Genomic DNA, 23,875 nt, shown 5'->3' with positions numbered 1-23,875 from the left:
TCAGACTTTGATATTCGTAAGAATGCGCATGACGATCAGGTTCAGTGTCAGCATGATGGCCACAAAGAAACACATCGGAATGAACCACTCATGGTCAACTACTTCGTCATAGTAGCCCGGATCTTTCACCAGAATGAACAACAGGCAGAATAGGGGGAAGCCAGACAGGAATTTGCCGGACCATTTGGCCTCGGCAGTGATCGCATTAACTCGGCGGAACAGGCGGAACCGAGCACGGATAACCTTGGCCAAGCCCGCCAAAATCTCGGCCAAGTTACCACCGGCCTGCTGCTGAATTCCGACGGCGACGGACAAAAAGCGTAAATCCTGCATTCCCAGACGTTCTGCCATGTCCTTAAGGGCTTCACCGACGTCACGACCGTAGGCGCATTCGTCAGCAATCACGCCAAATTCTGTTCCAAGCGGATCCTGCACTTCATTCGCAACAATCTGAATTGTCGAAACAAATGGGTTGCCAACACGAAGTGATCGCACCATCAGCTCGACGGCGTCGGGCAGTTGTTCTTCCATCAAGCCCATACGTTTCGAGGCTTTGTGGTTTACCCACGCATAGACACCACCAACACCAATCCCGATCGAAAGCGCAATCCGCAATACCATCTCGGTTCCCGTGCCGATGCTCAAGCCCACATAGGCAAATCCAGAAACCAGCATCATGATCATGATCAATTGGCGAGGTGAAAAGGCGATAGCAGCTTTTTGTGCTTTGTCGGCCAAAAGCGAATAGAGCGGGATGCTCTGGGATTTCATATGTTGCTGCATTTCCTTGCGCAGCTGTTCCAGAACCTGTTCGCGTCCGACGCCTTTTTCAAGCATATCTAGACGTCGGTTCACCCGGCTGTTCAGGCTGATGGACTTGCCAAATGCCACAAGATAGATGCCCTCGACCAGGAGAAGAACTCCGACGAAGATCACAACATAGATAAGAGCCTCTACGGGCAGTTGCATATCCGGATCTCCTTAGACGGTCGTAGGTTCGTAGATGGATGGAGGCAGATCAAAGCCCCACAGACGGAAGCGTTCGGAATAGTGGCTGCGCACACCGGTTGCGGTGAAATGGCCAATGATCTTGTTGTCCGGCGTTAGTCCAACGCGTTGAAACTTGAAAATTTCCTGCATCGAAATCACGTCACCCTCCATCCCCGTAATCTCAGTGATCGAGGTCATCCGACGTGAGCCGTCCTGCAGGCGGCTGGCCTGTACAATCAGGTTCACAGCGGATGAGACTTGGCTGCGTACCGCTTTGATAGGCATCTCGATCCCGGCCATCGCGATCATGTTCTCAAGACGCGAAATCCCGTCACGCGCCGAGTTGGCGTGGATCGTGGTCATCGAACCATCGTGGCCGGTGTTCATGGCTTGCAGCATGTCGATCACCTCGGCGCCACGCGTCTCGCCCACGATGATGCGGTCAGGACGCATACGAAGAGCGTTTTTCAGACAGTCGCGCGGGCTGACTTCGCCTTTGCCTTCGACGTTAGGGGGGCGGCTTTCCATCCGTCCCACATGGGTCTGCTGCAGCTGAAGTTCCGCCGTATCCTCGATGGTCAGGATGCGTTCGGCGTCATCAATAAAGCTGGACAAGGCATTCAGCGTCGTCGTTTTACCCGAGCCTGTACCGCCCGAAACGATGATATTCAGACGCGTTGAAACAGCTGCCTGCAAATAGGCGGCCATTTCTTCAGTAAAGGCGCCGAAATTGACCAGATCGTCGATGGCCAGCTTGTCTTTTTTGAACTTACGAATAGAAACCAGCGACCCGTCAACGGCGATAGGTGGCACCATTGCGTTGAAACGCGACCCGTCAGCCAGGCGGGCGTCAACATAGGGGTTGGATTCATCGACCCGGCGACCCACGGCGGATACGATCTTGTCGATGATCCGCATCAGGTGCTTTTCGTCCTTGAACGTGACGTCGCTGATTTCAAGCTTGCCGAACCGTTCTACAAAAATCTGCTGAGGACCGTTTACCAAGATGTCGTTGACACTGTCGTCTTGAAGCAGCGTCTCAAGGGGGCCCAGACCAGTGACTTCGTCATACAGCTCTTTGTTTAGCTGTGACCGGTCTTCGCGGTTCAAAACAATATCGCGGGACTCGAGGATTTCGCTCGAGATGGCGCTGATTTCCGCCCGAAGTTCAGATTCTCCAGCCTTTTCAAGTGCCGCAAGATTCAGGTTTTCCAGCAGTTCCCGGTGCATCTCGATCTTGATCTCACCTAAGCGCTCTTTGCGCTTGCGATCCCGGTCCGATCCGACCGGTTCAGCAGCCTTCTTTTGAATTGGGCGGCGGGCGACGGCGTTGTCAGTGGATGCTTTTTTCGGAGCGGGCGTTTGCGCGGCAGCCTCAGGCGCTGGAGCAGCCTCGACTGGCTGCGCTGCTGGCTGCTTCTTGTATCTTGAAAACACGGCGACTATCCCTTTGAAATACGGTTACGCGGCCTCGGCGCTGCTGCTGCCCAAGCTGTGAAGCGATTTTGCAAGTTTTGCGATTTCCCGACGCAGCGGGTTCTTGGCGGCGGATTTGGCCAGCGGCAATCCGTGATCACCGCTTTGCATGACAGGTTTGCCACCATCCGGCAATTGCAGGTCAATTGAAATGCCCAGGCTTTCGCCCATGCGCTTGACCCGGCCTTTGCCATTCAAGTCAGTGAATTTCGGGGCTCGGTTCAGAGCGAACCGGAGTTTGTTGAACGGCAGTTCCTCGGCCTGGAGGGCGCGTTTCAACCGCAGCGCATTCTGAGCGGATCGCATGTCCAGCTCGATCATGGCAAAGTACACATGCGCAGCCTGAAGAACCGTTTCCGACCAATGAACAAGGGTCGTCGGCATGTCGACGACCACGTAGTCGAATTTCCTGCGGGCTATTTCGATGACGCGTTCAATGTCTTCGGGAGTGATCAAGTCCAAAGGTACCATGTCAGATGGTGCGGTCAGGACCTCAAGCTTTTCCTCATAGGTTTGTAGCGCCTGCGAAAAAACATCGTCATCCATCGAAGTTGTGTCAGACAGCATCTCAAATACAGTTTCGCGTCGAGGAAGGTCCAAATATGTCGACACGCTGCCATACTGCAGATCCAGGTCGATGACGCAAACAGAAGGTGCCTCTTTGTCTGACGCAGTTGCCAGCTCCCAGGCGAGGTTAACCGCCATAGTCGTTGATCCCACGCCGCCTGCCAGCCCATGCACCACGAACAGCGCGCCTTCTTTCGAATCACCGGGAGCGGCTGGAGCTGTTGCAACCGCAGTCGCGGCTACCGGATCAGGTTTGTTCATGCGCTCGATGGCTTCTTGGAGCTCTCCTTCGGGAAGAGGGTAGGGGACAAACTCGTCCGCGCCCTTGCGAAGCAACTGGTGCAGAGACGCAGGGGTGACGTCTTCGGCGATCAGAACGATTTTGATCTTTTTCTCTTTGGCCTGCGAGATGATCTCGCCCATCAGGGAAAGGTTGTCCTCATCTTCTCCGTCAATAGCAAGTGCAACGAATTCTAGGCTTTCCGCCTCTGGTTGGCTGAAAAATGCCAAGGCTTCGGCAAAGCCAAGGTCACCCCAACGTTCGCCCAAAATGGTTTCCATGTCCTCGATCAAAAGATCAAAATTTTGGACGTCACGGCTGATCGTGCAGGCCAGAATGGCAGTTCCGTCATCTTGCGTTTTGGCGCTCGTCATTCACACAATCCTCGTCGTCTGGACCTGCTCGCTGCCCGAACATGTCTGGTTCGGTTCAGTTCGCTGTTGCCCGGTCGCGGCCAATTCAGGCCGCACTTCACCTAATTGTTGAAAAGATGGCTTGGAACTTAGGCAAGATTTTGGCGCAAAAGAACCAATTGTAGGGAAATGGGCGACGATGCCGCCCATTTCTTATGGATTATTCAGAATCGCTGCCGCCAACATCGTCACGCTGGATGTAGCTTGCTCTCGTGGCGCTGTCGACATATTCGCGATAGACGATAGCTGCGTATTTTCCATCCAGTACCAGCGGGTTGCGTTCCATGAAGCCGGACACTTCAGTCACCGTACGCCTGTTGCGGCGATCTCGATTGGGGGTGTCGACCAGGGGCCGTGTTTTTCCGAAGGAAACAACAGCTTCCAGGCGTGAACGCGAAATCCCTTGCTGCGTCAGGAATGCAACAGCGGCGTTTGCGCGGCGTTGCCCAAGCGACTGGTTATACCCGGTAGAGCCTACAGCATCGGTATGACCATAGACGCGGAACCTCACTTCGGGGAACTGCTTGATCCACGCTGCTTGTCGCAACAAGACCCGCTGTGCCTGAGCGTCCAGCTGAGAACTGTTAAACGCAAAATTGATCTGCGTAGGCACCTCTGCGGCAAACCGCCGGCCCAGGATTTGGGCGTATGTCAGCTCACCGTTCATGACTTGAACGTTGTTTAGCGTTGCGTTGCCAAAAGCGCCTTGGTCAACTTCGTACCCCGCTTCACGCGTACACGCGGCAACGGCGACCGACAGACCCAGTGTTATTATCCACTTCTGCATTGGTCCTATCCTCTCAATCATTCCAGGATGTAGCCGTAGGAGCTGCCAAAGTCTTGTCTGGCTACTTCAGATGCGCCCCCCGAACCTACCCGTGTGGTTCGCGCCGTTTTTCCGTTCAGGAACAAGTCAAACTCAGTAGGCGGTTTGACGCGGTCGGTCGGCAGGGCCAGAGCTTCACCACGTGTGGGTGATACCAGATGTGCTGTGACGATGACGACCAGTTCAGATTGCTCACGCTGGTATTCCGCGCTGCGGAACAAAGCACCCAGCACAGGGATGTCGCCGACCCATGGGATTTGGCTGTTCAGGTCCGCGAAGTTGTCCTGAATCAGCCCTGCAATTGCAAAGCTCTCTCCGTCTCGCAATTCAACCGTCGTCTTCGTCTGACGCGCAATGAATGTTGGCACGTTGTTGCCTGCAATTGTAAAGTTGGAGTTTGGGTCAATAGTCGACACCGATGTTCCCAGCTCGAGGTTTATCAGATCACCGTCCACCACGCGGGGCGTAAAGAGGACCTGCACACCAAAATTCCGGTATTCAATTGCAATTTGGCCGTCATCGGCCGGAACCGGAATCGGGACTTGGCCACCCGCCAGGAATTCAGCTTCCTGACCCGACAGGGCTGACAAGTTGGGCTCCGCAAGAGTTCGGGCAAGCCCTTTGGTTTCAAGCGCTTCCAACAGCAAACGTACCTGTGTTGAACCCGCGCCGAAGCCAAACAGAATAGCTCCCGTATTTGTCTGTTGGATTGGGATGTTGTTGTTGAGCGCGTTCGCCAAAGAAGTGGCATTGTTCAGTGTGTTGAAACCGCCCGTCACGTCGCCACCACCAAAGCCCAATGATGTGGTCAGGCTTTTGGCAACCGACCTGTTCATTTCGGCAAAACGCACTTTTAGCATGACCTGCTGAACGCCGCCAACCGACATCAGATTTGAGACACGCTCGGGCGCGTAACGTTCTGCAAGCTCCAGAGCACGGGCCAGTTTTGCCGAGCTGGAAATCGTGCCAGAAAGAACGATGCCGTCGTTGGCAGTGCGCACTTCGATTGGCTCGTTCGGCAGAATCTGCCGCAACCTCTCTTTGAATTCAGACACATCTGGCGACACACGGACCCGAACATTGGCCAGTAGATTGCCGGCTCCGTCGAATAACGTCAGCGTGGTCAACCCAGGTGCCTTACCCAAAACATAGATGGTACGATCAGAAAGCGACGAAATGTCAGCGATGCCTGCGTTGGCGATGCTGAGTTCCGCAAATGGTGTTTCGCTTTCAACGACAATTGCGCGGTTCATCGGAACGTCTAGCGTTTCCGCTGTACCGTTCTTAACCACGCGAAGTGTTTCAGCCTGGACAGCAGTGCTGGCCGAACTGATAACTAACGCCAACCCCAGAAGGGTTGCGTTGAACCAAGATAGTATTTTCATGTGACCTGCCTCTCCGATCACGCCTCGTTTTAGGTCTAACGCCTTATGTTCGACAACACTGCGCGAATTACGATTTTATTGCAATAATCAATGGTTTCTGGAAATTTCCTTATGTGGGTAATGCGCAACAATCGAAACGAAACAAGCCGCGCTGATGGCGCGGCTTGTGACTTTAACCTTTTGATTTTATGTTAGTTTGTGCAGGGCGTCGGTATTCCAGTATCGACGATCTCGCCGCCGCGGCGCGCTTTGACTGTGCAAACCCTTTTCTGGACTTTGACTGGTGCGGGTGCCGCTTCTTCGATTCCCAGCAGTTTTCTTTGGTCGACTTCAATCGCTGTTGCTATGGTCTCATCCTGGACACCAACCAATGCCAATGATAACCGACCTGTATTCTGGGCTTGGGCAAGAGCTGCAACTTGCTCAGGAGTTACAGCCACAGTGACCGTCCTAGCGATGGTTGTGCCGGTCACGTCCGATCCTGCGATCTGATCCACAGCGAACAGTTCAATATTGTTCTGGATGAGCCGCGTGATTTCACCTTCACCGCCGGTACCCCTCAAGGATCCGGTCCAGTATATATCGACGCTATCGCCTGGGCGCAGGAATCCAGATACACCAGATGCAACATCCACACTGATTGCAAAGGCGCGCATGCCTTTTTCTAGGCGAGACGTCAGGCCGGCAGATTCGCCAGGCTGGGTGACTTTGACGGTCAGGAGAGCCTCGTCTTTTTCCATTGCACGCAGGATAAAGCGGTCACCTCTTGCATCCTCGGGAAACAATACGGCCACATCCGAAAAAATTCCTGCGGGAATCGCGTCCTCTGGCCACTGCACGACGCGCACATCGTCCTGCGCAAGACGTTCTCCATATTTCATGGCCCGGTTTGCAACCATGACTGAAACAGTCGGAATGGTCTTGACATTTGCGAGCGCGGCCTGAGTCGCCAGTCTTTCCCGCTCAAGTTCCGACTGGGTTTGTTTGATATAGTCCCGCGCCATGTATACAGCGCCACCGGCCAGAGCGACCCCAATAATCAGAACAAGTCCAAATACTAGCCGCATTCGCGTCCCCTCATATTATTTTATTCCAGTTAGTTCGCCGTACGCTCTACGACGAAGATAAACATTGGTTAAAGGGAGATTGTGTCGAAAAGGGGGATAATCATGTACTTTTTTTCGAGGCCGTGTTTTTCTCGACAACTTTAATGGCCTGGGCCCTGCTAGTCGGCAAAATCGAAAACGATCTCTTGTACCTCTATATTTGACAATGCGTTTCCGGTTTGAGAATCCACATGCCGGACCCCTTCAGTAAGGCTCAGAACGACAATCGTACCGAGCCCGACCAAACCAGCTGTCAGCACCACCCAATCGACTGTAACAGCCCCGTCTTCCTGTTCTGAGAATTTAGCCATTCTGTTCAACATAGGAGCGCCAAGGTTTGAGATTTGAAATTAAATAGGGCCAAGCCTATAGAAGCTTGGCCCCACAGTAGATAATTCAGAATTGCGTGCTTATGGCTATTAGTCGGTGCCGCCGGTGGAGGTGGTGGTGGTGCTGCCGCCGCTGGTGGTCGATCCAGGAACCGCGTCCGCGGAAACCGAAATTCCTGTCAGGGCGGTGTTAATTTTACCAGAGACGGCCTGAGTACCAGTGCCGACCTGAGTGTATGCAACTGCGGCCAAGCCAACAACGGCTGCGGTCAGAACGACCCAGTCAACTGTTACGGCGCCGTCTTCGTCTTTGCGGAAGTTCTTGATGAACTTGATCATGTTACGTCCCTCCTAAAGGATCTAAAAAAGTCAATTAAACCTAGGCGTCTATCAGAGCTTTCTCTCTCAGTCCGCTCCCGATCGTCTCGGTATGGCACTATGATTGACCGCTGTGCGTGGCAGGAATTGGGCCAAACTCCATTTTTTTTTGACGAAGTTTAACTTTTTGTTGGATTTTTTAATAAAGCGCTGAAAAATAACAAAAAAAAACCATACCTTGCGGAGGTTGTTAGGGCGGCCCGATGCAAATTTGCGGCAAATGAGGCGAAATTGCCCCATTTCGCATTGTTTCTCTGGCCTTGCGGGCGGAATCGAGGTTCAACTCAACCAAAAGATAACATGAGGCAGGCAAATGAATCTCCGGCTCGCAATGACTTGCGTCGGTTTGGCGGCGTTGATGTTGTCTGGCCCAGTGCCAGTCGTGGCGAACGAGGTTGAGCCAAGAGGCGTTTACAAACGGGTCAAGGCCCCAAAGCCCGGCACACGGCCGCGCGTCACGGTCCAGATCACGCCCGATGAGCATGCGAAGACCCCGTCTGCCCCTAGTACAGGCGTAGAGTTAGTCGAACCTGAAATCATCGCGCGCACGCGTGTCGTACCGCCAACTCTTCCCGGTGCGGGCAAAAAACCGGTTGGTTCGTACAAGGCTTTCTGGGAAAGGGTGTCGCCGTCATTGACCGAGGCCGGGTCCGGACGGCTGCACGATGCCATGAATGCCCTGGCTGCCATCAACGTCGCGGCACCGCGTTTACAGACCCTGCAGAATATCGCCCAACAGCGCCGCGTGGATATTCTGCGTTCGACTGTGGGGACAAATGTCTCACCGGCATTGGTTCTGGCAGTCATATCCGTGGAATCCGCCGGGCGCACCGACGCTGTAAGCTCGGCCGGGGCACAAGGGTTGATGCAGCTGATGCCTGCAACCGCCAAACGGTTTGGGGTTCAGGACAGTACGCAGCCGTCGCAGAATATCGCAGGCGGTGTAAAGTACCTGAACTGGCTGATGGAAGAATTCGGTAACGACCCGATCCTCGTCCTTGCGGGGTATAACGCCGGGGAAGGGGCCGTACGTAAGCACGAAGGCGTCCCGCCTTACGCAGAGACCCGTGATTACGTACCCAAAGTTCTTGCAGCGTTTCAGGTGGCGCGGGCGTTGTGTTCTACACCGCCTCAGCTGATTACGGATGGGTGTGTATTCCAATCGCTGAACTGAAAATGGCCCACCCGAAACGGTGGGCCTTTTCATTGGTGTGAATTAGTTGACGATGTTGGCTTCGGTCGCAGCGCGGATCTCGTCTTCGGTCACGCCTTCGGCAATCTCGATGATCTTCAGGCCGCCATCAACCACGTCCAGAACGCCAAGGTTGGTGATAATGCGATTCACCACCTTCTTGCCGGTCAGGGGCAGGGTGCACTTCTTCAGCAGCTTGGACTTGCCGTGCTTGTTGGTGTGATCCATCACGACGATCACGCGACGAACACCTGCAACCAGGTCCATCGCGCCGCCCATGCCTTTAACCAGCACGCCTGGAATCATCCAGTTGGCCAGATCGCCTTCTTCATCGACCTCCATCGCGCCCAGAACGGCGGCCGCGATCTTACCGCCGCGGATCATGGCAAACGATGTGGCACTGTCGAAATAGGCGGTGCGGGACAGCTCCGTGATCGTCTGCTTGCCAGCGTTGATCAGATCCGGGTCTTCTTCGCCTTCAAAGGGGAAGGGGCCCATGCCCAGCATACCGTTCTCGGATTGGAGGGTGATGTCCTTGTCACCAACATAGTTTGCCACCAGCGTCGGAATACCGATGCCGAGGTTTACATACATGCCGTCTTCCAGCTCTTGCGCCGCACGTGCGGCCATCTGATTGCGATCCCAGGGCATTATGCTTCCTCCTTCTTACGGGTGGTGCGTTGTTCGATGCGCTTTTCGTGCTGACCCTGAATGATGCGATGCACGTAGATGCCGGGCAGGTGGATCATATCGGGGTCCAGCGAACCACGCGGCACGATTTCCTCGACCTCGGCGATGCAGATCTTGCCACAGGTCGCAGCAGGTACGTTAAAGTTGCGCGCGGTCTTGCGGAAAATCAGGTTGCCGGTGTCATCGGCCTTCCATGCTTTGACAATGGCCAGATCGGCAAAGATGCCTTCTTCCAAGATGTAAGTCTCGCCATTGAAGTCTTTGTGCTCTTTACCATCGGCGATCACGGTGCCCACACCGGTCTTGGTATAGAACCCGGGGATGCCTGCGCCACCAGCGCGCATGCGTTCGGCCAGGGTACCTTGCGGGTTGAATTCCAGCTCCAGTTCTCCGGCCAGATATTGGCGCATGAACTCGGCGTTTTCACCGACGTAAGAGCTGATCATCTTTTTGACCTGCTTGGTCTGCAGCAGGATGCCGATACCGAAATCGTCGACGCCGGCGTTGTTCGAAGCAAACGTCAGATCTTGAGCGCCCGAGTTCTTGATCGCCTCAAGCAGCAGTTCGGGAATACCGCACAGGCCAAAACCGCCTGCCGCGATCATCATGCCGTCCGAAATCACTCCATCGAGCGCTTCGGTGGCATTGGCATAGACTTTCTTCATGGAAAACTCCCCCAATGACATGGTGATGGCGCAGGTTGTGCCGCCACGTCACGGGGAAGTCAATGAAACCAAGGGGTAGGTGGTATTTCTACCTAGCCAGTCGTTAGGTGGCCGCCTTTTTGGTTGTTTTCTTGGCCGCAGCTTTCTTTTTCGGAGCCGCTTTTTTCTTGGTGCCCTTTTTGGCTGCGCGTTCGTTGACCAGTTCGATGGCCATTTCCTGTGTCACATCCTCGGGCTTGATATCTTTGGGGATTGTCGCGTTGACCTTTTCCCATTTCACGTATGGCCCATAGCGCCCATCCAGGACCTGCATCGCGCCGCCATCTGGGTGCTCGCCCAATTCCTTCAACGCCTTGGCCGCTGCGCGACGGCCACGCCCGGGGTTGGCACGCTTTTCGGCCAGCAACTCGACAGCGCGGTTCATGCCGATCTCAAACACGTCGTTGGGGTCTTTGAGGTTGGCGTAGACCGGCTTGGCCTCATCCGCCAACTGATGCATCAGATAGGGGCCAAACCGCCCAAAATTCGAACTGATCATACCACCATCTGGATGCTCACCAATCTGGCGGGGCAGGGACAACAGCGTCAGCGCCTTGTCCAGATCCATGTCATCCTTGCTCCAGCCACGCGGCAGAGACGCACGCGGAGGCTTCTTGTTCTCGGGCGTCGGTTCGCCGCGCTGAACATAGGGGCCAAAGCGGCCGGACTTCAGCCAGATATCATCCCCTGCATCTTCGCCCAGAAGACGTTCCTCGCCTTCAGCGCCTTCGCCGGCGATGGGGCGGGTATAGGTGCATTCAGGATAGTTTCCACACCCAACGAACCCGCCGGTGCGCGACGTCTTCAGGTGCAACTGACCCATTCCACATTTCGGACAGACACGCGGGTCCGAGCCGTCTTCACGCGGCGGATAAAGCTGCGGCGCCAGGGCTTCGTCGAGTTTGTCCAGAACCTCGGAGATCCGCAATTCGGACGTCTCGCCGATAGCAGCCGAGAAATCGCGCCAGAACTTGCTCAGCAACTCCTTGTAGTCACGCCCACCGGCGCTGACGTCGTCCAATTGTTCTTCCAGATTGGCGGTGAACTCATACCCCACGTACTGCCGGAAGAAGTTCAGCAGGAAGATCGTAACGATCCGGCCCTTCTCCTCTGGGATCAGCCGGTTCTTGTCTTTGCGCACATATTCCCGGTCCTGAATCGTGGTCACGATCGAGGCATAGGTCGACGGTCGCCCGATCCCCAGCTCTTCCATCCGCTTGACCAGCGTAGCCTCGGTGTAGCGCGGCGGCGGTTGCGTGTGGTGCTGCAGGGCAAGTACAGATTCGTTCTCGGACAGAATGGCCTCTTTCGCGGCCTTTTCAGTGCCTTCGCTGGTCGCTTTGGTGAACTGATCGCGCAGGGATGTTTTGGCAAACCGAGCTGGATCGCCCTGCATGATTTGCGGCAGGCGCTTTTCATCATCATCGGCCACGTCGTCGCGGCCTTCTTCATAAACGCGCATGAACCCGTCGAACAGAACAACCTGACCGGTGGCGCGCAGGCCGACCTGGCCGTCATCGCTGCCAATCTCGACCGTAGTGCGCTCCAGCCGGGCCGCAGCCATCTGGCAGGCAATGGTACGTTTCCAGATCAGGTCATACAGTTTGCGCTGATCCTCATCTGTGACCTTCAGCGCCTTGGTATCGCGGGACATATCCGTCGGGCGGATACATTCGTGCGCTTCCTGGGCGTTCTTGGCCTTGTTTTTATAGATACGCGGGCTGTCCGGCACGTATTCTGCACCGTAACGGTCTGCGATGGTATCGCGAGTGGCCGCCACGGCCTCGGGCGCCATGTCGATGCCGTCGGTCCGCATATATGTGATGTAGCCCGCCTCGTAGAGGCGTTGAGCAACCTGCATCGCGTGACGCGCGCCCATTCCGAACTTGCGGCTTGCTTCCTGCTGCAAGGTAGAGGTCATGAAGGGCGCACTGGGGTTGCGCGCGGCGGGCTTAGCCTCGACCGAAGTAACGCTCAGCGCGCGGCTGGTGATGGCCTGCACCGCCAGTTCGGCCCGCGTGGCGTTGGCCAGATCATGTTTGTCCAGTTTTTTACCGGCAAGCGTGACCAGGCGCGCCTCGTAAGTCTGGCCGCGCGGTGTTTCGAACACTGCCTTCACAGACCAATATTCGACTGGTTTGAACGCTTCGATCTCCATCTCGCGCTCGACGATCAGGCGCAGACAGACTGACTGAACGCGACCGGCAGACTTCGCGCCAGGCAGCTTGCGCCACAGAACCGGTGACAAGTTGAATCCCACCAGATAGTCCAGCGCGCGGCGGGCCAGATAGGCCTCGACCAACGGCATGTCGACCTGACGCGGGTTCTGCATCGCCTCGGTCACCGCATCCTTGGTGATCGCGTTGAAGGTCACGCGGCTGACAGGCGTGTCTTTCTTGATCGAGCGCCGCTTGGTCAGGGCTTCTTGCAGGTGCCAGCTGATGGCCTCACCCTCACGATCAGGGTCAGTCGCGAGAATCAGAGCGTTGTCTTCTTTCAGCGCATCGGCGATGGCTTTGACATGTTTGCGGCTGTCGTTGCCGACCTCCCATTTCATCTCAAATTCATGCTCGGTATCGACTGATCCGTCCTTGGGCGGCAGGTCCCGGACATGGCCATATGAGGCCAGCACCGTGTAGTCGGGGCCAAGATATTTGTTGATTGTTTTGGCCTTGGCAGGGGATTCTACAACAACTACAGGCATTTAAGGGAAAACCTCGCTCGACGGAATTGGCGCCTTCTATGATCGTGCAAGATGTGGAGGGCAAGGGCGAATTGTCAATGCGTTCCTTTGAACACAGAATTTATGTTGTAATTTCAATCACGTAACCTGTGCATAAAAAGGACTTGGGCAGAAACCAGGCCTCAACGACGAAGATTATGCTGACAGCGACAGCAGGCCGCCGGGCTGGCGCTGGATCTGTCCCTCGAGTTCCAGATCAATCAACGCCGGCCCGATTTCTCCGGCCGTTGCGGCAATGTCGCGGATCAACTGATCCTCTGCAATCGGGGAGGGGCCCAATCGCGACAGGATTTCACGATGCAGTGCGGTACCTGCGATCACCGGTTTGGCTACAACGTCGGGCACGGCGGGCCCCTCGACCTGACTGGTAGGTGCCTGTTTCGGTAGCGCCTCAATGACGTCTTCGGCGGCTCGCACCAATATCGCGCCGTCCCGGATCAGCATGTTGCACCCGGCAGCGCGTGCATCGAAAGGGTGCCCGGGTACGGCCAGAACCTCGCGCCCCTGATCCAAGGCGTCCCGCGCAGTAATCAGACTGCCGGATTTTGCGGCAGCTTCGACGACGACAACCGCCTGCCCCAGACCTGAGATAATCCTGTTTCTGCGCGGGAAGTGCCGGGCCTGCGGTGTGACGCCCATTGGTTGTTCAGAGACACGCAACCCAGTTTGGCCAATCTTTTCGGCCAGCACTGTGTTTTCGGTGGGGTAGACGACATCCACGCCGCCTGCCATCACAGCGACGGTGCCCGTTTCAAACGCGGCCATATGGGCCGCTGTATCAATGCCGCGTGCCATGCCAGACACAACGACAAAGCCTTGCTTGCCGAGATCCGCGGCAAGTCCCCGCGCCATCCGCGCCCCCAGGGACGAACAATTCCGCGCGCCGACCAGTGCAATCGACCGGCGCTGCAGCAGAGAGCTATCTCCAATCGCCCAAAGCATTGGCGGGGCGTCGGCTAGATCGTTCAAGGCATCTGGATAATCGGCGGAGCCAAGGCACAAAAGGTGCGCGTTCGCGGCTTTTGCGGCCTTGAGTTCCGCCTCAATCACGCCGGGGGGGCAAACTTCGTACCCATCAATTCCGGCAGCGCGTGCCATTTTCGGCAGCGCGGCCAGCGCGTTCTGCGCCGAGCCATGTTCCCGCATTAGCCGACGGAATGCCGCCGGACCAACCTTGCGAGAGCGCAACAGACGAAGCCAGGAAAACCGATCCTCTTCCGTGGTGGGTGGGAGTGTGGGGTGATAGGAAGAATGCTGCTCTTCGGTCATCCGATGCTCCGCCTGATTGCAGAACTGGTTTACGATTGCCGGAGTTAACAGCTTGTGAATCTCTTCAAATTATCCGGATAATTTTCGGCGTTTGTAACTCAGAGTTATCTAGTGCATTGAAATATAAGAAATAAAAATAACTGCCTTCAACGCGGTCGCCTGACAGGATGTTAAGGCGCCGGCGGGCTGAAAGCGCAGCGTTAACCCTGCGCTCTCGATTTCCCGCCAAGCGATTCCCGGCTATGCGGCCGATCCGCCGACCGTCAGGCCATCCATCAGAACGGTAGGCTGGCCAACGCCAACCGGCACCCACTGGCCGTCTTTGCCACAGGTTCCCATGCCCGGATCCAGCGCCATGTCGTTGCCCAATCCCCGAATGCGTTTAAGGGCGGATGGGCCATCGCCGATCAGGGTCGCGCCTTTAACCGGCGCCCCGATCTTACCGTTTTCAACACGGTACGCCTCGGTGCACGAGAACACGAATTTGCCGTTGGTGATATCCACCTGACCGCCGCCGAAACCAACGGCCCAGATTCCGTCCTGGATGTCCGCAACCAAAGAGGCCGGATCAGCCTCACCACCCAGCATCACAGTGTTCGTCATCCGCGGCATGGGCTTGTGCGCATAGCTTTGCCGCCGCCCGTTTCCGGTGGGGGCCACGCCCATCAGGCGCGCGTTTTGGCGATCCTGCATATAGCCGGTCAGGACGCCATCTTCGATCAAGACTGTCCTGGAACTGGGTGTGCCTTCGTCGTCCAAAGAGATCGAGCCGCGACGATCCGGGATTGTGCCGTCATCAACAACGGTCACGCCTTTGGATGCGATCTGCTGCCCCATCAAACCGGCAAAGGCCGAGCTTCCCTTGCGGTTAAAGTCCCCCTCCAAACCGTGTCCGATTGCCTCGTGCAAGAGGATGCCCGGCCAACCGGGGCCAAGCGCGACCTCCATCACGCCGGCAGGGGCCGGGATCGCGTCGAGATTGACCAAGGCGATCCGCAACGCCTCGCGCGCTTTGTCCTGCCAATCCGACGGATCGATCAGGCCGTCTAGCCCGACGCGCCCGCCACCCCCGGCCGAGCCACTTTCGCGGCGACCGTTCTGTTCGACGATGACCGAGATATTGAGGCGGGTCATTGGCCGCACGTCTCGCATCAGTACGCCGTCCGGGCGCAAAATCTCAACTTCTTGCACGGCTGCGGCGATTGTCGCGCTAACCTGCACGACGCGGGGATCCATGTCGCGGGCATAGGCGTCGATCTCGCGCAGCGTTTCGATCTTGACCGGGAAATCAGCGGATTCAATCGGGTCTTCGTCCGTATAAAGACGGGTATTGGTAGCGCGGGGACCATCGGCCAGCGTGCCGCCACCGTCTCCGACCGCAAGGCGCGCGGTTTCTGCCGCCCGTTTCAGCGCCAGAATTGAGACATCGGTGGAATGCGCATACCCGGCAACTTCGCCCTGCACCGCGCGCAGGCCAAACCCTTCGGATGCGTCATATGATGCCGTCTTCAAGCGCCCGTCGTCAAAGACCAAAGCCTCGGATTTTCGCCGCTCGACAAACAGCTCACCGTCTTCTGCCCCGGAAGTGGCGGATTGCAAAACCGCAAGCGCCTCGTCCTGCGGAATAGCGCTATCAAATGGGCGAAACGGGTCATTGGACATCTGTTGGGACCTTCCGAGTTTGATCCAGATCAAAAATAGCGTCTGTTTGACGCAAGCATTTTGCTTTATCTACCCGACGGAATATGGTTTTTAACGCGGCCAAAGACAACGGGAGAGGTGCGACTGATTCACACCTTTTCGCCAGAGAAGCAAAGATCAGACGATCAGGACAGAAAATGAAGAATGCTTTGATGCTTTCGGGGTTGATGACAGCCCTCTCCAGCCTTCCCGCAATGGCTCAGGAGCTTGAGATTATTGGTAAGCCGGTTGATGGCGGCCTTGGGTTCCAGCCCGCTGCCACCAGCTTGGCCTCGGGGATTCAGCGGCTGGATGATATGATTCTGGTGATCATCACCGCGATCTGCCTGTTTGTTGCGGGTCTGCTGATCTACTGCATCATTCGCTACAATTCGCGTAACAACCCTGAACCGGCGCGATTCTCGCACTACACCCCGGTTGAGATTGCCTGGACCCTTGGCCCGATCCTGATTCTGGTCTTCATCGGTGCCTTCTCGCTGCCAGTTTTGTTCAATCAGCAGGAAATTCCCGAAGGCGATATCACCATCAAAGTCGTTGGGAACCAGTGGTACTGGACCTACGAATACGTTGATCACGATTTCGCCTTTGATAGCTATCTGCTGGGCCACCCGGCCACACTGGACGAAGGCGCACGCCCGGCCGATGCGGACGTGACTCCATTTGTTCTGAACGATGCGATGCGTGCCAAACTGGCGGATGCCGGCTACAGCGATGACGAATGGCTGCTGGCCACGGATACCGCCGTTGTGGTTCCGGTTGGCAAGATCATAGTGATGCAGGTTACCGCATCAGACGTTATCCATTCGTGGACCATCCCGTCCTTCGGCGTAAAGCAGGACGGTGTTCCGGGTCGTCTGGCCGAACTGTGGTTCGAGGCCGAAAAGGAAGGCATCTATTTCGGTCAATGTTCCGAACTGTGCGGCAAGGATCACGCTTATATGCCGATCACCGTCAAAGTGGTCAGCGAAGAGGCGTATGAGCAGTGGCTGCAAGGTGCACTGGAAGAGTACGCAGGTCAGCCCGCAGCCTATCAAGTTGCATCCAAGTAGTGACCCGCGCGGGCTGAAAAGCTCGCGCCAAAGGTAATGCAGGCTGCGCGGTATCCGCGCAGCTTTCGCCCCAGAAGGACCGGAAATGAGCGACGCAAGCATCAATGCCAGCACAGTAGGCGCCCAATCCCACGCGGATGAGGCCAGCTTTGGTGATTTCTTTGCCTTGCTGAAGCCGCGCGTGATGTCGCTGGTCGTGTTCACCGCTTTGGTCGGCCTTCTTGCGGCACCGGTCCCTGTTCATCCATTCATCGGCTTTTGCGCCATCCTGTTCATCGCCATTGGCGGCGGCGCATCCGGCGCTTTGAACATGTGGTGGGATGCCGATATCGACCGCGTGATGAAGCGTACCAAAGGCCGCCCGATCCCCTCTGGCAAGGTCCAGGAGGGTGAGGCGATGGCAATCGGGCTGGCCCTGTCGGGGCTGTCCGTTATTATGCTGGGTCTGGCAACCAACTGGTTTGCTGGCGCTTTCCTGGCCTTCACGATCTTTTTCTACGTTGTCGTCTATACGATGTGGCTGAAACGCTCGACGCCGCAAAACATTGTGATCGGTGGCGCGGCAGGGGCATTCCCGCCGGTCATCGGCTGGGTTGCCGCAACGGGGTCTATGTCCATTGAGCCGTGGTTGATGTTTGCCCTGACCTTCATGTGGACCCCACCGCATTTCTGGGCGCTGGCGCTGTTCATGCGCTCGGACTACGACGATGCGGGTGTTCCGATGCTGACCGTCACACATGGTCGCCGCGCCACGCGCTGGCACATTCTGGTCTATACCGGGCTGCTGGCCATGCTGGCTGTTGGAACCGCATTCTCGGGTATTGGCGGTCCGATCTACCTGACCGTCGCTGTGATCTTGAACGCGCTGTTCCTGCGCGGAGCGTGGCAGATTTCGCGCCGGAACGAGGATGACTCCGAGGCCGACAATTTCAAGGTCGAACGCGCGTTCTTCAAGCTGTCGCTGCTGTATCTGTTCCTGCATTTCGGTGCTATCTTGGTCGAAGCACTGCTGAAACCCTATGGGTTAGGAGGTTGGTCATGAGTCTGCGCAAGAGCCACGAACTGCACCAACGCCGGTTCAGTCGTAACCTAGGGGTCGGTCTGACGCTGGCTGCCTTCATCGTGATCATCTTCGGCCTGACAGTCGTAAAGGTTTCAGGGACAGATTTCAGCTTGGCGACGCAAGAGGTACAGAACTGATGGCGCTGACAGGTCCTCAGAAAACTGTTGCGCAGACAGTCGGCGTGGTTGTCCTGATGGGCAGCTTGGCGTGGGCATCAGTCCCGTTTTACGATTGGTTCTGCCGCGTCACCGGTTTTGGTGGCACCACCGGGGTTGCTGCGACTGCGCCCGAGGATATTCTGGATCGCAAGGTTACCGTCCGCTTTGACGCCTCGAAGGCAAAAGGCATGGCATGGGAATTCAAGCCGGTCGCTCGCGAGATGGAAGTGCGTATCGGTGAAACCGGACTGGCCTTCTATGAAGCTTACAACCCGACCGACCGCCCCATCGCGGGACAGGCGTCTTATAACGTGACTCCGTATTCAGCCGGCGGGTATTTCCAGAAAATTGCCTGTTTCTGCTTTGAAGAGCAGGTGCTGCAACCCGGTGAACGTGTTGAGATGCCGGTCACCTTTTTCGTCGACCCTGAAATGGTCGAAGATCTTGAAGCTAAGTATGTTCATACGATCACACTGTCGTATACATTCTACGAAATTGACCTGCCCGAGGGCGTTGCCGCCCTTGAGACGCAGGCTGATATAACAACGAACTAACGCCTGTAGGTGAGGGACGCTGATGGCACACGCAAAAAACCATGATTATCACATTCTGGCCCCGTCGATCTGGCCTCTGATCGGCGCGATCGGCGGCTTTGTGATGCTGTTCGGAGCCGTCCTGTGGATGCACGGGGTTACCTCGTGGATGTTCTGGGCCGGTCTGGTGGCCGTTCTTTACACCATGTTCGCATGGTGGTCCGAGGTTGTGGTCGAAAGCCGCCAGGGCGATCACACACCAGTTGTCCGCATTGGCCTGCGCTATGGCTTCATCCTGTTCGTTATGTCCGAGGTGATGTTCTTCTTTGCCTGGTTCTGGTCGTTCTTCAAACATCGCATGTACCCGATGTACGACTATGCCGGCACCGAATACATCCAACCTGACATTCATGCTGTTGACCCGTTCCACCTGCCGCTGATCAACACACTGGTCCTGCTGCTGTCGGGCTGTGCAATCACCTGGGCGCACCACGCGCTGGTGCACGGCAATGATCGCAAGGCGCTGGTGCAAGGGCTGGCCATCGGTATCGCTCTGGGCGTCGCATTCACCGGTCTGCAGGCATTTGAATACTATGAGCTGCTGGCGCATGAAGGCTGGAAATTCGGCGGTGATCAGTTCTATTCGAACTTCTTCATGGCAACCGGCTTTCACGGTTTCCACGTTCTTATCGGTACCATCTTCCTGTCAGTGTGCTTAATCCGGGCGCTCAAGGGTGACTTCACGCCTGAGAAACACGTCGGGTTTGAGGCGGCTGCCTGGTACTGGCACTTCGTCGACGTTGTCTGGCTGTTCCTGTTCTTCGCAGTATACATCTGGGGTCAAGCGCCGCTGATGTAACGCCAGACGGGCGAACAAATTGCAAAAGCCGCCCTTTCGGGGCGGCTTTTTCTCTATTCTGGGCGCAAGATTGCGCCCCATACAATTGCAAGGTTGCCTTTCTGCGGCTGCAGCCCTTAACAAGACGCCGGCTCTTGTAGAGCCTTCGAACAACACAACCTGGTCCTGACATGCGCCGCATTCTTTTTCTGATGATCTTTGGCATTGCCGGTCTGGCTTTCCTTGTGTCGCTGGGTGTCTGGCAAATGCAGCGGTTGGCGTGGAAACAAGGCGTTTTAGCCGAAATCGAAAATCGGATTTCAGCCGATCCGGTTGATTTGCCTGACACCTTGTCGCCGGATGCTGATAAGTATCTACCGGTTACGATTACAGGCGAGATCGAGCCGGGCGAGATCCACGTTCTTGTCTCGGTCAAACAGGTTGGGGCGGGCTACCGCATTATCCAGGCTTTCAGCACCGACGACCGGACCATTCTGGTGGACCGGGGCTTTGTTCCTGTGACCGCGAAGAAGGATCAAAGGTTGAACGGCCCGATGGAGGTCACTGGAAATCTGCACTGGCCGGACGAAATTGACAGCTACACGCCTGAGCCGGATATTGACGACAATATATGGTTTGCCCGCGATGTACCGATCCTGGCCGCTGCACTTGGGACTGAGCCAGTTCTGCTAATCGCGCGGTCGCAAACCGACCCCGACATAACACCCTTGCCCGTTTCGGCGACGGGTATCCCGAATGATCACTTGCAATATGCAATAACATGGTTTGGCCTGGCCCTGGTCTGGGCCGCGATGACCGGATATTTTCTGTGGCGCAGCCGCGCCCCTTCTGAGAGTGACGCGACATGAAATACATCTCGACCCGCGGGCAGGCGCCCGAACTGACGTTTGAAGAGGCGATGCTGACCGGGCTGGCCCGTGATGGTGGCCTGTACCTGCCTGCTGAAATCCCGGTGATGACGCAGGATGAGATCGCAGCACTGGCCGGACTGCCCTTTGGGGAAATCGCGTTCCGAGTGATGTGGCCCTATGTCAGCGGATCTTTCGGTGAGGGTGAGTTCAAAGAGATCATCGGCCGCGCCTACGAAAGCTTTGGCCATGACGCCCGCGCGCCATTGAAGCAGTTGAACGAAAACCACTTCCTGTTGGAGCTGTTCCACGGGCCGACCTTGGCCTTCAAAGACTTCGCCATGCAGCTGATCGGTCAGCTGTTCCAGGTGGCGCTGAAGCGGCGCGGAGATCGTGTGACCATCGTGGGTGCGACAAGCGGCGATACCGGATCAGCAGCGATCGAAGCGTTCCGGGGGCTAGACGCCGTGGACGTGTTCATCCTGTTCCCGCATGGCCGAGTTTCGGAAGTGCAGCGTCGGCAGATGACGACACCTGCGGACAGCAACGTGCATGCGTTGGCCGTGGACGGCGATTTTGACGATTGTCAGGCCGCGCTAAAGGACATGTTCAACGATTTCGACTTCCGCGACGGCGTGAAGCTGGCTGGCGTGAATTCGATCAACTTTGCCCGTGTTCTGGCGCAAATCGTCTACTACTTCTCCGCTGCTGTCAGCCTCGGCGCACCGCATCGCAGGGTCAGCTTTACGGTGCCGACCGGCAATTTCGGCGACATCTTCGCGGGCTACCTTGCCAAGCGCATGGGCCTGCCAATTGATCGTCTGGTTGTCGCAACCAACCAGAACGACATTCTGCACCGTTGCCTGTCGGGCAAGGGGTACTTCAAGGGCGACACCATCCCCTCGATCAGCCCGTCGATGGATATTCAGGTCAGCTCAAATTTTGAACGCGCGCTGTACTATGCGTATGGCGAAGATGGCGGCGCTGTCGCGCAGTTGATGGATGAATTGAAGACCGGCGGCTTTAACGTCAGCCAGGGCGCAATGGAAGCGCTGCGCGAAAGCTTTGACTCGGGCCGTGTATCTGAGGATGAGACCCTGGCGACAATCAAGTCCACTCTGACCCACAGTGCGGAACTGGTTTGCCCGCATACCGCCGTGGGCATCAAAGTTGCAGAAGCACATCGCGCAGCCGACGTTCCGATGATCACACTGGCCACCGCGCACCCCGCAAAATTTCCGGCAGCGGTCGAGAAGGCAAGCGGCACGCATCCGCCTCTTCCATCCCGCATGTCTGATCTATATGAACGTCCGGAACGGGTGACCCGCATCGCCAACGATCTGGGCGCTCTCGAGGATCATATCAGAAGGCATATCGCTGAGTGACTGTCAGACAAGACCAACTGAAGAACGGATTTCGTATCGTCAGTGAACATATGCCGGGGTTGCAATCGGCGGCCATCGGCATCTGGGTGACCGCCGGCGGGCGGCACGAGCGGATTGAACAGAACGGTATCGCGCATTTCCTTGAGCATATGGCTTTCAAGGGAACCCAGCGCCGTTCAGCTTTGCAAATCGCCGAGGCGATTGAGGACGTGGGCGGGTATATCAACGCCTACACGTCGCGCGAAGTGACGGCTTATTACGCGCGTGTTCTCAAAGACGATGTGGCGCTGGCGATGGATGTCATCGGTGACATCGTTCTGAACCCGATCTTCGACCCGCGTGAGATCGAAGTTGAACGCGGTGTGATCCTACAGGAAATCGGTCAGGCCTATGACACGCCCGACGATGTGATCTTTGATTGGTTGCAAGAGCAGAGCTATCACGATCAACCGCTGGGTCGAACCATTCTGGGTCCGACCGAACGAGTCAGTGCGTTTTCGCGCGAAGATCTGTCTGGGTTTGTGGCTGAACACTATGGACCCGAGCAGATGATCCTGTCTGCTGCTGGTGCCGTTGATCATGATGCGCTGATGAAAACGGCTGAGGCGTTGTTTGGCTATCTTAAACCCTGCAAGGGGCTGATCCCGGAAACCGCCCGTTTCACTGGCGGCGAGGCGCGGCAGGAGAAAGAGCTGGAGCAGGCGCATTTCGCACTGGCGCTGGAAAGCCCCGGCTATCGCGACGATGCGATCTATACCGCACAGATTTATTCGACGGCGCTTGGCGGCGGCATGTCCTCTCGCCTGTTCCAGGAAGTCCGCGAAACACGCGGGTTGTGCTACACGATCTTTGCGCAGACCGGAGCTTATGCCGATACCGGCACGACGACGATTTACGCCGGAACGTCGGCGGATCAGGTCGCGGAGCTGGCTAGCATAACGATTGATGAGATGAAGCGCGCAGCCGAAGACATGAGCGCCGAAGAGGTCGCTCGCGCCCGCGCGCAGATGAAAGCCGGTATGCTGATGGGGCTGGAAAGCCCGTCGAACCGGGCGGAACGTCTGGCGCGTCTGGTGCAGATCTGGGACCGGGTTCCGTCGCTTGAGGATGCCGTGGCCAAGATCGACGCCGTCAGCACCGAAGATGTGCGTGCCTTCGCCGAGCAGATGGCAGTGCAGGCCCCTGCTGCGCTGGCGCTTTACGGTCCTGTCTCGGGCGCACCCACGCTGGCGCAATTGCAGGAGAGGCGTGCGGCGTGATGCTGTTGGGCAGACGCAAGCTGAAACTTGAAACCGAGCGCCTGAGCTTGCGCCCGCCCGCGCATTCCGACTTTAACGACTGGGCGGCGCTGAGGCGCGCGTCGCAGCAATACCTGACCCCGTGGGAGCCGGTTTGGGCCAAGGATCACCTGAGCCGTAAATCCTTTACCAACAGGGTTTATTGGGCGCAGCGCTCCGTGGCCGGTGGGACGGCGATCCCACTGTTTTTGTTCCGTCGCACGGATGATGTGCTTTTGGGGGCCATCACGCTGGACAATATCCGTCGCGGCCCGGCGCAGGCAGGAACCTTGGGATATTGGACGGGCCAGTCTTTTGCCCGTCAGGGTTACATGCGCGAGGCCATTGGTGCGATCGTTCATCACGCCTTTACCCGACTGGACCTGAGCCGGATCGAGGCCGCCTGTCTGCCCGAAAACAAGCCGTCGCGTGGGTTGCTGGAAAGTTCAGGGTTTAAATACGAGGGCGTGGCGCAGTCGTACCTGCAGATCAACGGGCGTTGGCGGACACATGTGCTGTATGCCAGTTTGCGCTCGGACCGGCGCGGAAAGACGGACGCGGGGTAGGCGCCGTTGCGGTTTCATTGGGGGCTCTGCCCCCGTCGCGGCACACCGCGTCTTCCCCGGGGTATTTTTAGCCAGATGAACAAGGGGC

The 23,875-nt window shown here is 56.8% G+C and carries 23 protein-coding genes; 10 read left to right on the top strand and 13 right to left on the bottom strand.

Going from position 1 to position 23,875, the window contains the following annotated elements; all coding sequences use genetic code 11:
• From DK510_RS19170 to DK510_RS19135, 8 genes are all read right to left on the bottom strand, one after another.
• A complete protein-coding gene (locus DK510_RS19170) occupies window positions 1–969 on the bottom strand; it encodes a type II secretion system F family protein (protein ID WP_108861717.1) in 969 nt (322 codons plus the stop codon).
• Window positions 970–981: 12 nt separating this feature from the next.
• Window positions 982–2,427 carry a CpaF family protein gene (locus DK510_RS19165; protein ID WP_109313455.1) on the bottom strand — a complete coding sequence of 482 codons (1,446 nt, stop codon included), beginning with the start codon at window positions 2,425–2,427 and terminating at the stop codon, window positions 982–984.
• A 24-nt stretch (window positions 2,428–2,451) separates the two neighbouring features.
• Complete coding sequence (locus tag DK510_RS19160; RefSeq protein ID WP_109313454.1) at window positions 2,452–3,687, bottom strand: AAA family ATPase; 1,236 nt, start codon at window positions 3,685–3,687, stop codon at window positions 2,452–2,454.
• A gap of 199 nt (window positions 3,688–3,886) precedes the next feature.
• The gene (locus DK510_RS19155) at window positions 3,887–4,513 is read right to left on the bottom strand and encodes an OmpA family protein (RefSeq protein WP_109313453.1); all 627 of its coding nucleotides are present in this window, start codon (window positions 4,511–4,513) and stop codon (window positions 3,887–3,889) included.
• Between the two features lie 17 nt (window positions 4,514–4,530).
• Window positions 4,531–5,937, bottom strand: a complete 1,407-nt coding sequence (locus tag DK510_RS19150) for a type II and III secretion system protein family protein (RefSeq protein ID WP_109313452.1) — start codon at window positions 5,935–5,937, stop codon at window positions 4,531–4,533.
• Between the two features lie 191 nt (window positions 5,938–6,128).
• Entirely contained in the window at window positions 6,129–7,004 is an 876-nt protein-coding gene (gene cpaB, locus DK510_RS19145; RefSeq protein WP_109313451.1) for a Flp pilus assembly protein CpaB, read from the bottom strand.
• 158 nt (window positions 7,005–7,162) lie between these two features.
• A complete protein-coding gene (locus DK510_RS19140; RefSeq protein ID WP_234999153.1) occupies window positions 7,163–7,354 on the bottom strand; it encodes a hypothetical protein in 192 nt (63 codons plus the stop codon).
• A 108-nt stretch (window positions 7,355–7,462) separates the two neighbouring features.
• Window positions 7,463–7,711: a Flp family type IVb pilin gene (locus tag DK510_RS19135; protein ID WP_109313449.1), complete on the bottom strand. Its 249-nt coding sequence runs from the start codon at window positions 7,709–7,711 to the stop codon at window positions 7,463–7,465.
• A gap of 352 nt (window positions 7,712–8,063) precedes the next feature.
• On the opposite strand from DK510_RS19135, the gene DK510_RS19130 reads away from it, so the two are divergent.
• On the top strand, window positions 8,064–8,924 hold the full coding sequence (locus tag DK510_RS19130; protein ID WP_109313448.1) for a lytic transglycosylase domain-containing protein: 861 nt from the start codon (window positions 8,064–8,066) through the stop codon (window positions 8,922–8,924).
• A 42-nt stretch (window positions 8,925–8,966) separates the two neighbouring features.
• On the opposite strand, the gene DK510_RS19125 is transcribed toward DK510_RS19130, so the two are convergent.
• The 5 genes from DK510_RS19125 to tldD all read right to left on the bottom strand — a co-directional run bounded on the left by DK510_RS19125 (window position 8,967) and on the right by tldD (window position 16,010).
• Window positions 8,967–9,593: a CoA transferase subunit B gene (locus tag DK510_RS19125; RefSeq protein ID WP_058276937.1), complete on the bottom strand. Its 627-nt coding sequence runs from the start codon at window positions 9,591–9,593 to the stop codon at window positions 8,967–8,969.
• A complete protein-coding gene (locus DK510_RS19120) occupies window positions 9,593–10,297 on the bottom strand; it encodes a CoA transferase subunit A (RefSeq protein WP_108861806.1) in 705 nt (234 codons plus the stop codon). Before DK510_RS19120 ends, DK510_RS19125 begins: the two co-directional genes overlap by 1 nt.
• Before the next feature lie 103 nt (window positions 10,298–10,400).
• Window positions 10,401–13,040 (bottom strand): type I DNA topoisomerase, encoded by a 2,640-nt coding sequence (topA, locus tag DK510_RS19115; RefSeq protein WP_109313447.1) that lies wholly within the window; start codon window positions 13,038–13,040, stop codon window positions 10,401–10,403.
• Between the two features lie 174 nt (window positions 13,041–13,214).
• Complete coding sequence (gene dprA / locus DK510_RS19110) at window positions 13,215–14,348, bottom strand: DNA-processing protein DprA (protein WP_109313446.1); 1,134 nt, start codon at window positions 14,346–14,348, stop codon at window positions 13,215–13,217.
• 240 nt (window positions 14,349–14,588) lie between these two features.
• Window positions 14,589–16,010: a metalloprotease TldD gene (tldD, locus tag DK510_RS19105; RefSeq protein WP_109313445.1), complete on the bottom strand. Its 1,422-nt coding sequence runs from the start codon at window positions 16,008–16,010 to the stop codon at window positions 14,589–14,591.
• Between the two features lie 176 nt (window positions 16,011–16,186).
• On the opposite strand from tldD, the gene coxB reads away from it, so the two are divergent.
• The 9 genes from coxB to DK510_RS19065 all read left to right on the top strand — a co-directional run bounded on the left by coxB (window position 16,187) and on the right by DK510_RS19065 (window position 23,787).
• Entirely contained in the window at window positions 16,187–17,098 is a 912-nt protein-coding gene (gene coxB, locus DK510_RS19100; RefSeq protein ID WP_109313444.1) for a cytochrome c oxidase subunit II, read from the top strand.
• 85 nt (window positions 17,099–17,183) lie between these two features.
• On the top strand, window positions 17,184–18,140 hold the full coding sequence (cyoE, locus tag DK510_RS19095) for a heme o synthase (RefSeq protein ID WP_109313443.1): 957 nt from the start codon (window positions 17,184–17,186) through the stop codon (window positions 18,138–18,140).
• Complete coding sequence (locus tag DK510_RS23030; RefSeq protein WP_170561014.1) at window positions 18,137–18,298, top strand: hypothetical protein; 162 nt, start codon at window positions 18,137–18,139, stop codon at window positions 18,296–18,298. The genes cyoE and DK510_RS23030 overlap by 4 nt, the downstream gene beginning before the upstream one ends.
• Window positions 18,298–18,873 carry a cytochrome c oxidase assembly protein gene (locus DK510_RS19090; protein WP_109313442.1) on the top strand — a complete coding sequence of 192 codons (576 nt, stop codon included), beginning with the start codon at window positions 18,298–18,300 and terminating at the stop codon, window positions 18,871–18,873. Before DK510_RS23030 ends, DK510_RS19090 begins: the two co-directional genes overlap by 1 nt.
• Window positions 18,874–18,895: 22 nt before the next feature.
• Window positions 18,896–19,711 (top strand): cytochrome c oxidase subunit 3, encoded by an 816-nt coding sequence (locus DK510_RS19085; protein WP_058272267.1) that lies wholly within the window; start codon window positions 18,896–18,898, stop codon window positions 19,709–19,711.
• A gap of 170 nt (window positions 19,712–19,881) precedes the next feature.
• Window positions 19,882–20,559, top strand: a complete 678-nt coding sequence (locus tag DK510_RS19080; protein WP_109313441.1) for an SURF1 family protein — start codon at window positions 19,882–19,884, stop codon at window positions 20,557–20,559.
• On the top strand, window positions 20,556–21,944 hold the full coding sequence (gene thrC / locus DK510_RS19075; RefSeq protein ID WP_109313440.1) for a threonine synthase: 1,389 nt from the start codon (window positions 20,556–20,558) through the stop codon (window positions 21,942–21,944). Before DK510_RS19080 ends, thrC begins: the two co-directional genes overlap by 4 nt.
• Window positions 21,941–23,203, top strand: coding sequence for a pitrilysin family protein (locus DK510_RS19070; protein ID WP_109313439.1), 1,263 nt, complete (start codon window positions 21,941–21,943; stop codon window positions 23,201–23,203). The genes thrC and DK510_RS19070 overlap by 4 nt, the downstream gene beginning before the upstream one ends.
• The gene (locus tag DK510_RS19065) at window positions 23,203–23,787 is read left to right on the top strand and encodes a GNAT family N-acetyltransferase (RefSeq protein WP_109313438.1); all 585 of its coding nucleotides are present in this window, start codon (window positions 23,203–23,205) and stop codon (window positions 23,785–23,787) included. The genes DK510_RS19070 and DK510_RS19065 overlap by 1 nt, the downstream gene beginning before the upstream one ends.
• Window positions 23,788–23,875: the final 88 nt, after the last annotated feature.

This window comes from Ruegeria sp. AU67 (assembly GCF_900312795.1).
GTDB lineage: Bacteria > Pseudomonadota > Alphaproteobacteria > Rhodobacterales > Rhodobacteraceae > Ruegeria > Ruegeria atlantica.
The sequence above is the reverse complement of the archived record's forward strand: the minus strand, read 5'-3'. Positions and strand labels throughout refer to the sequence as shown.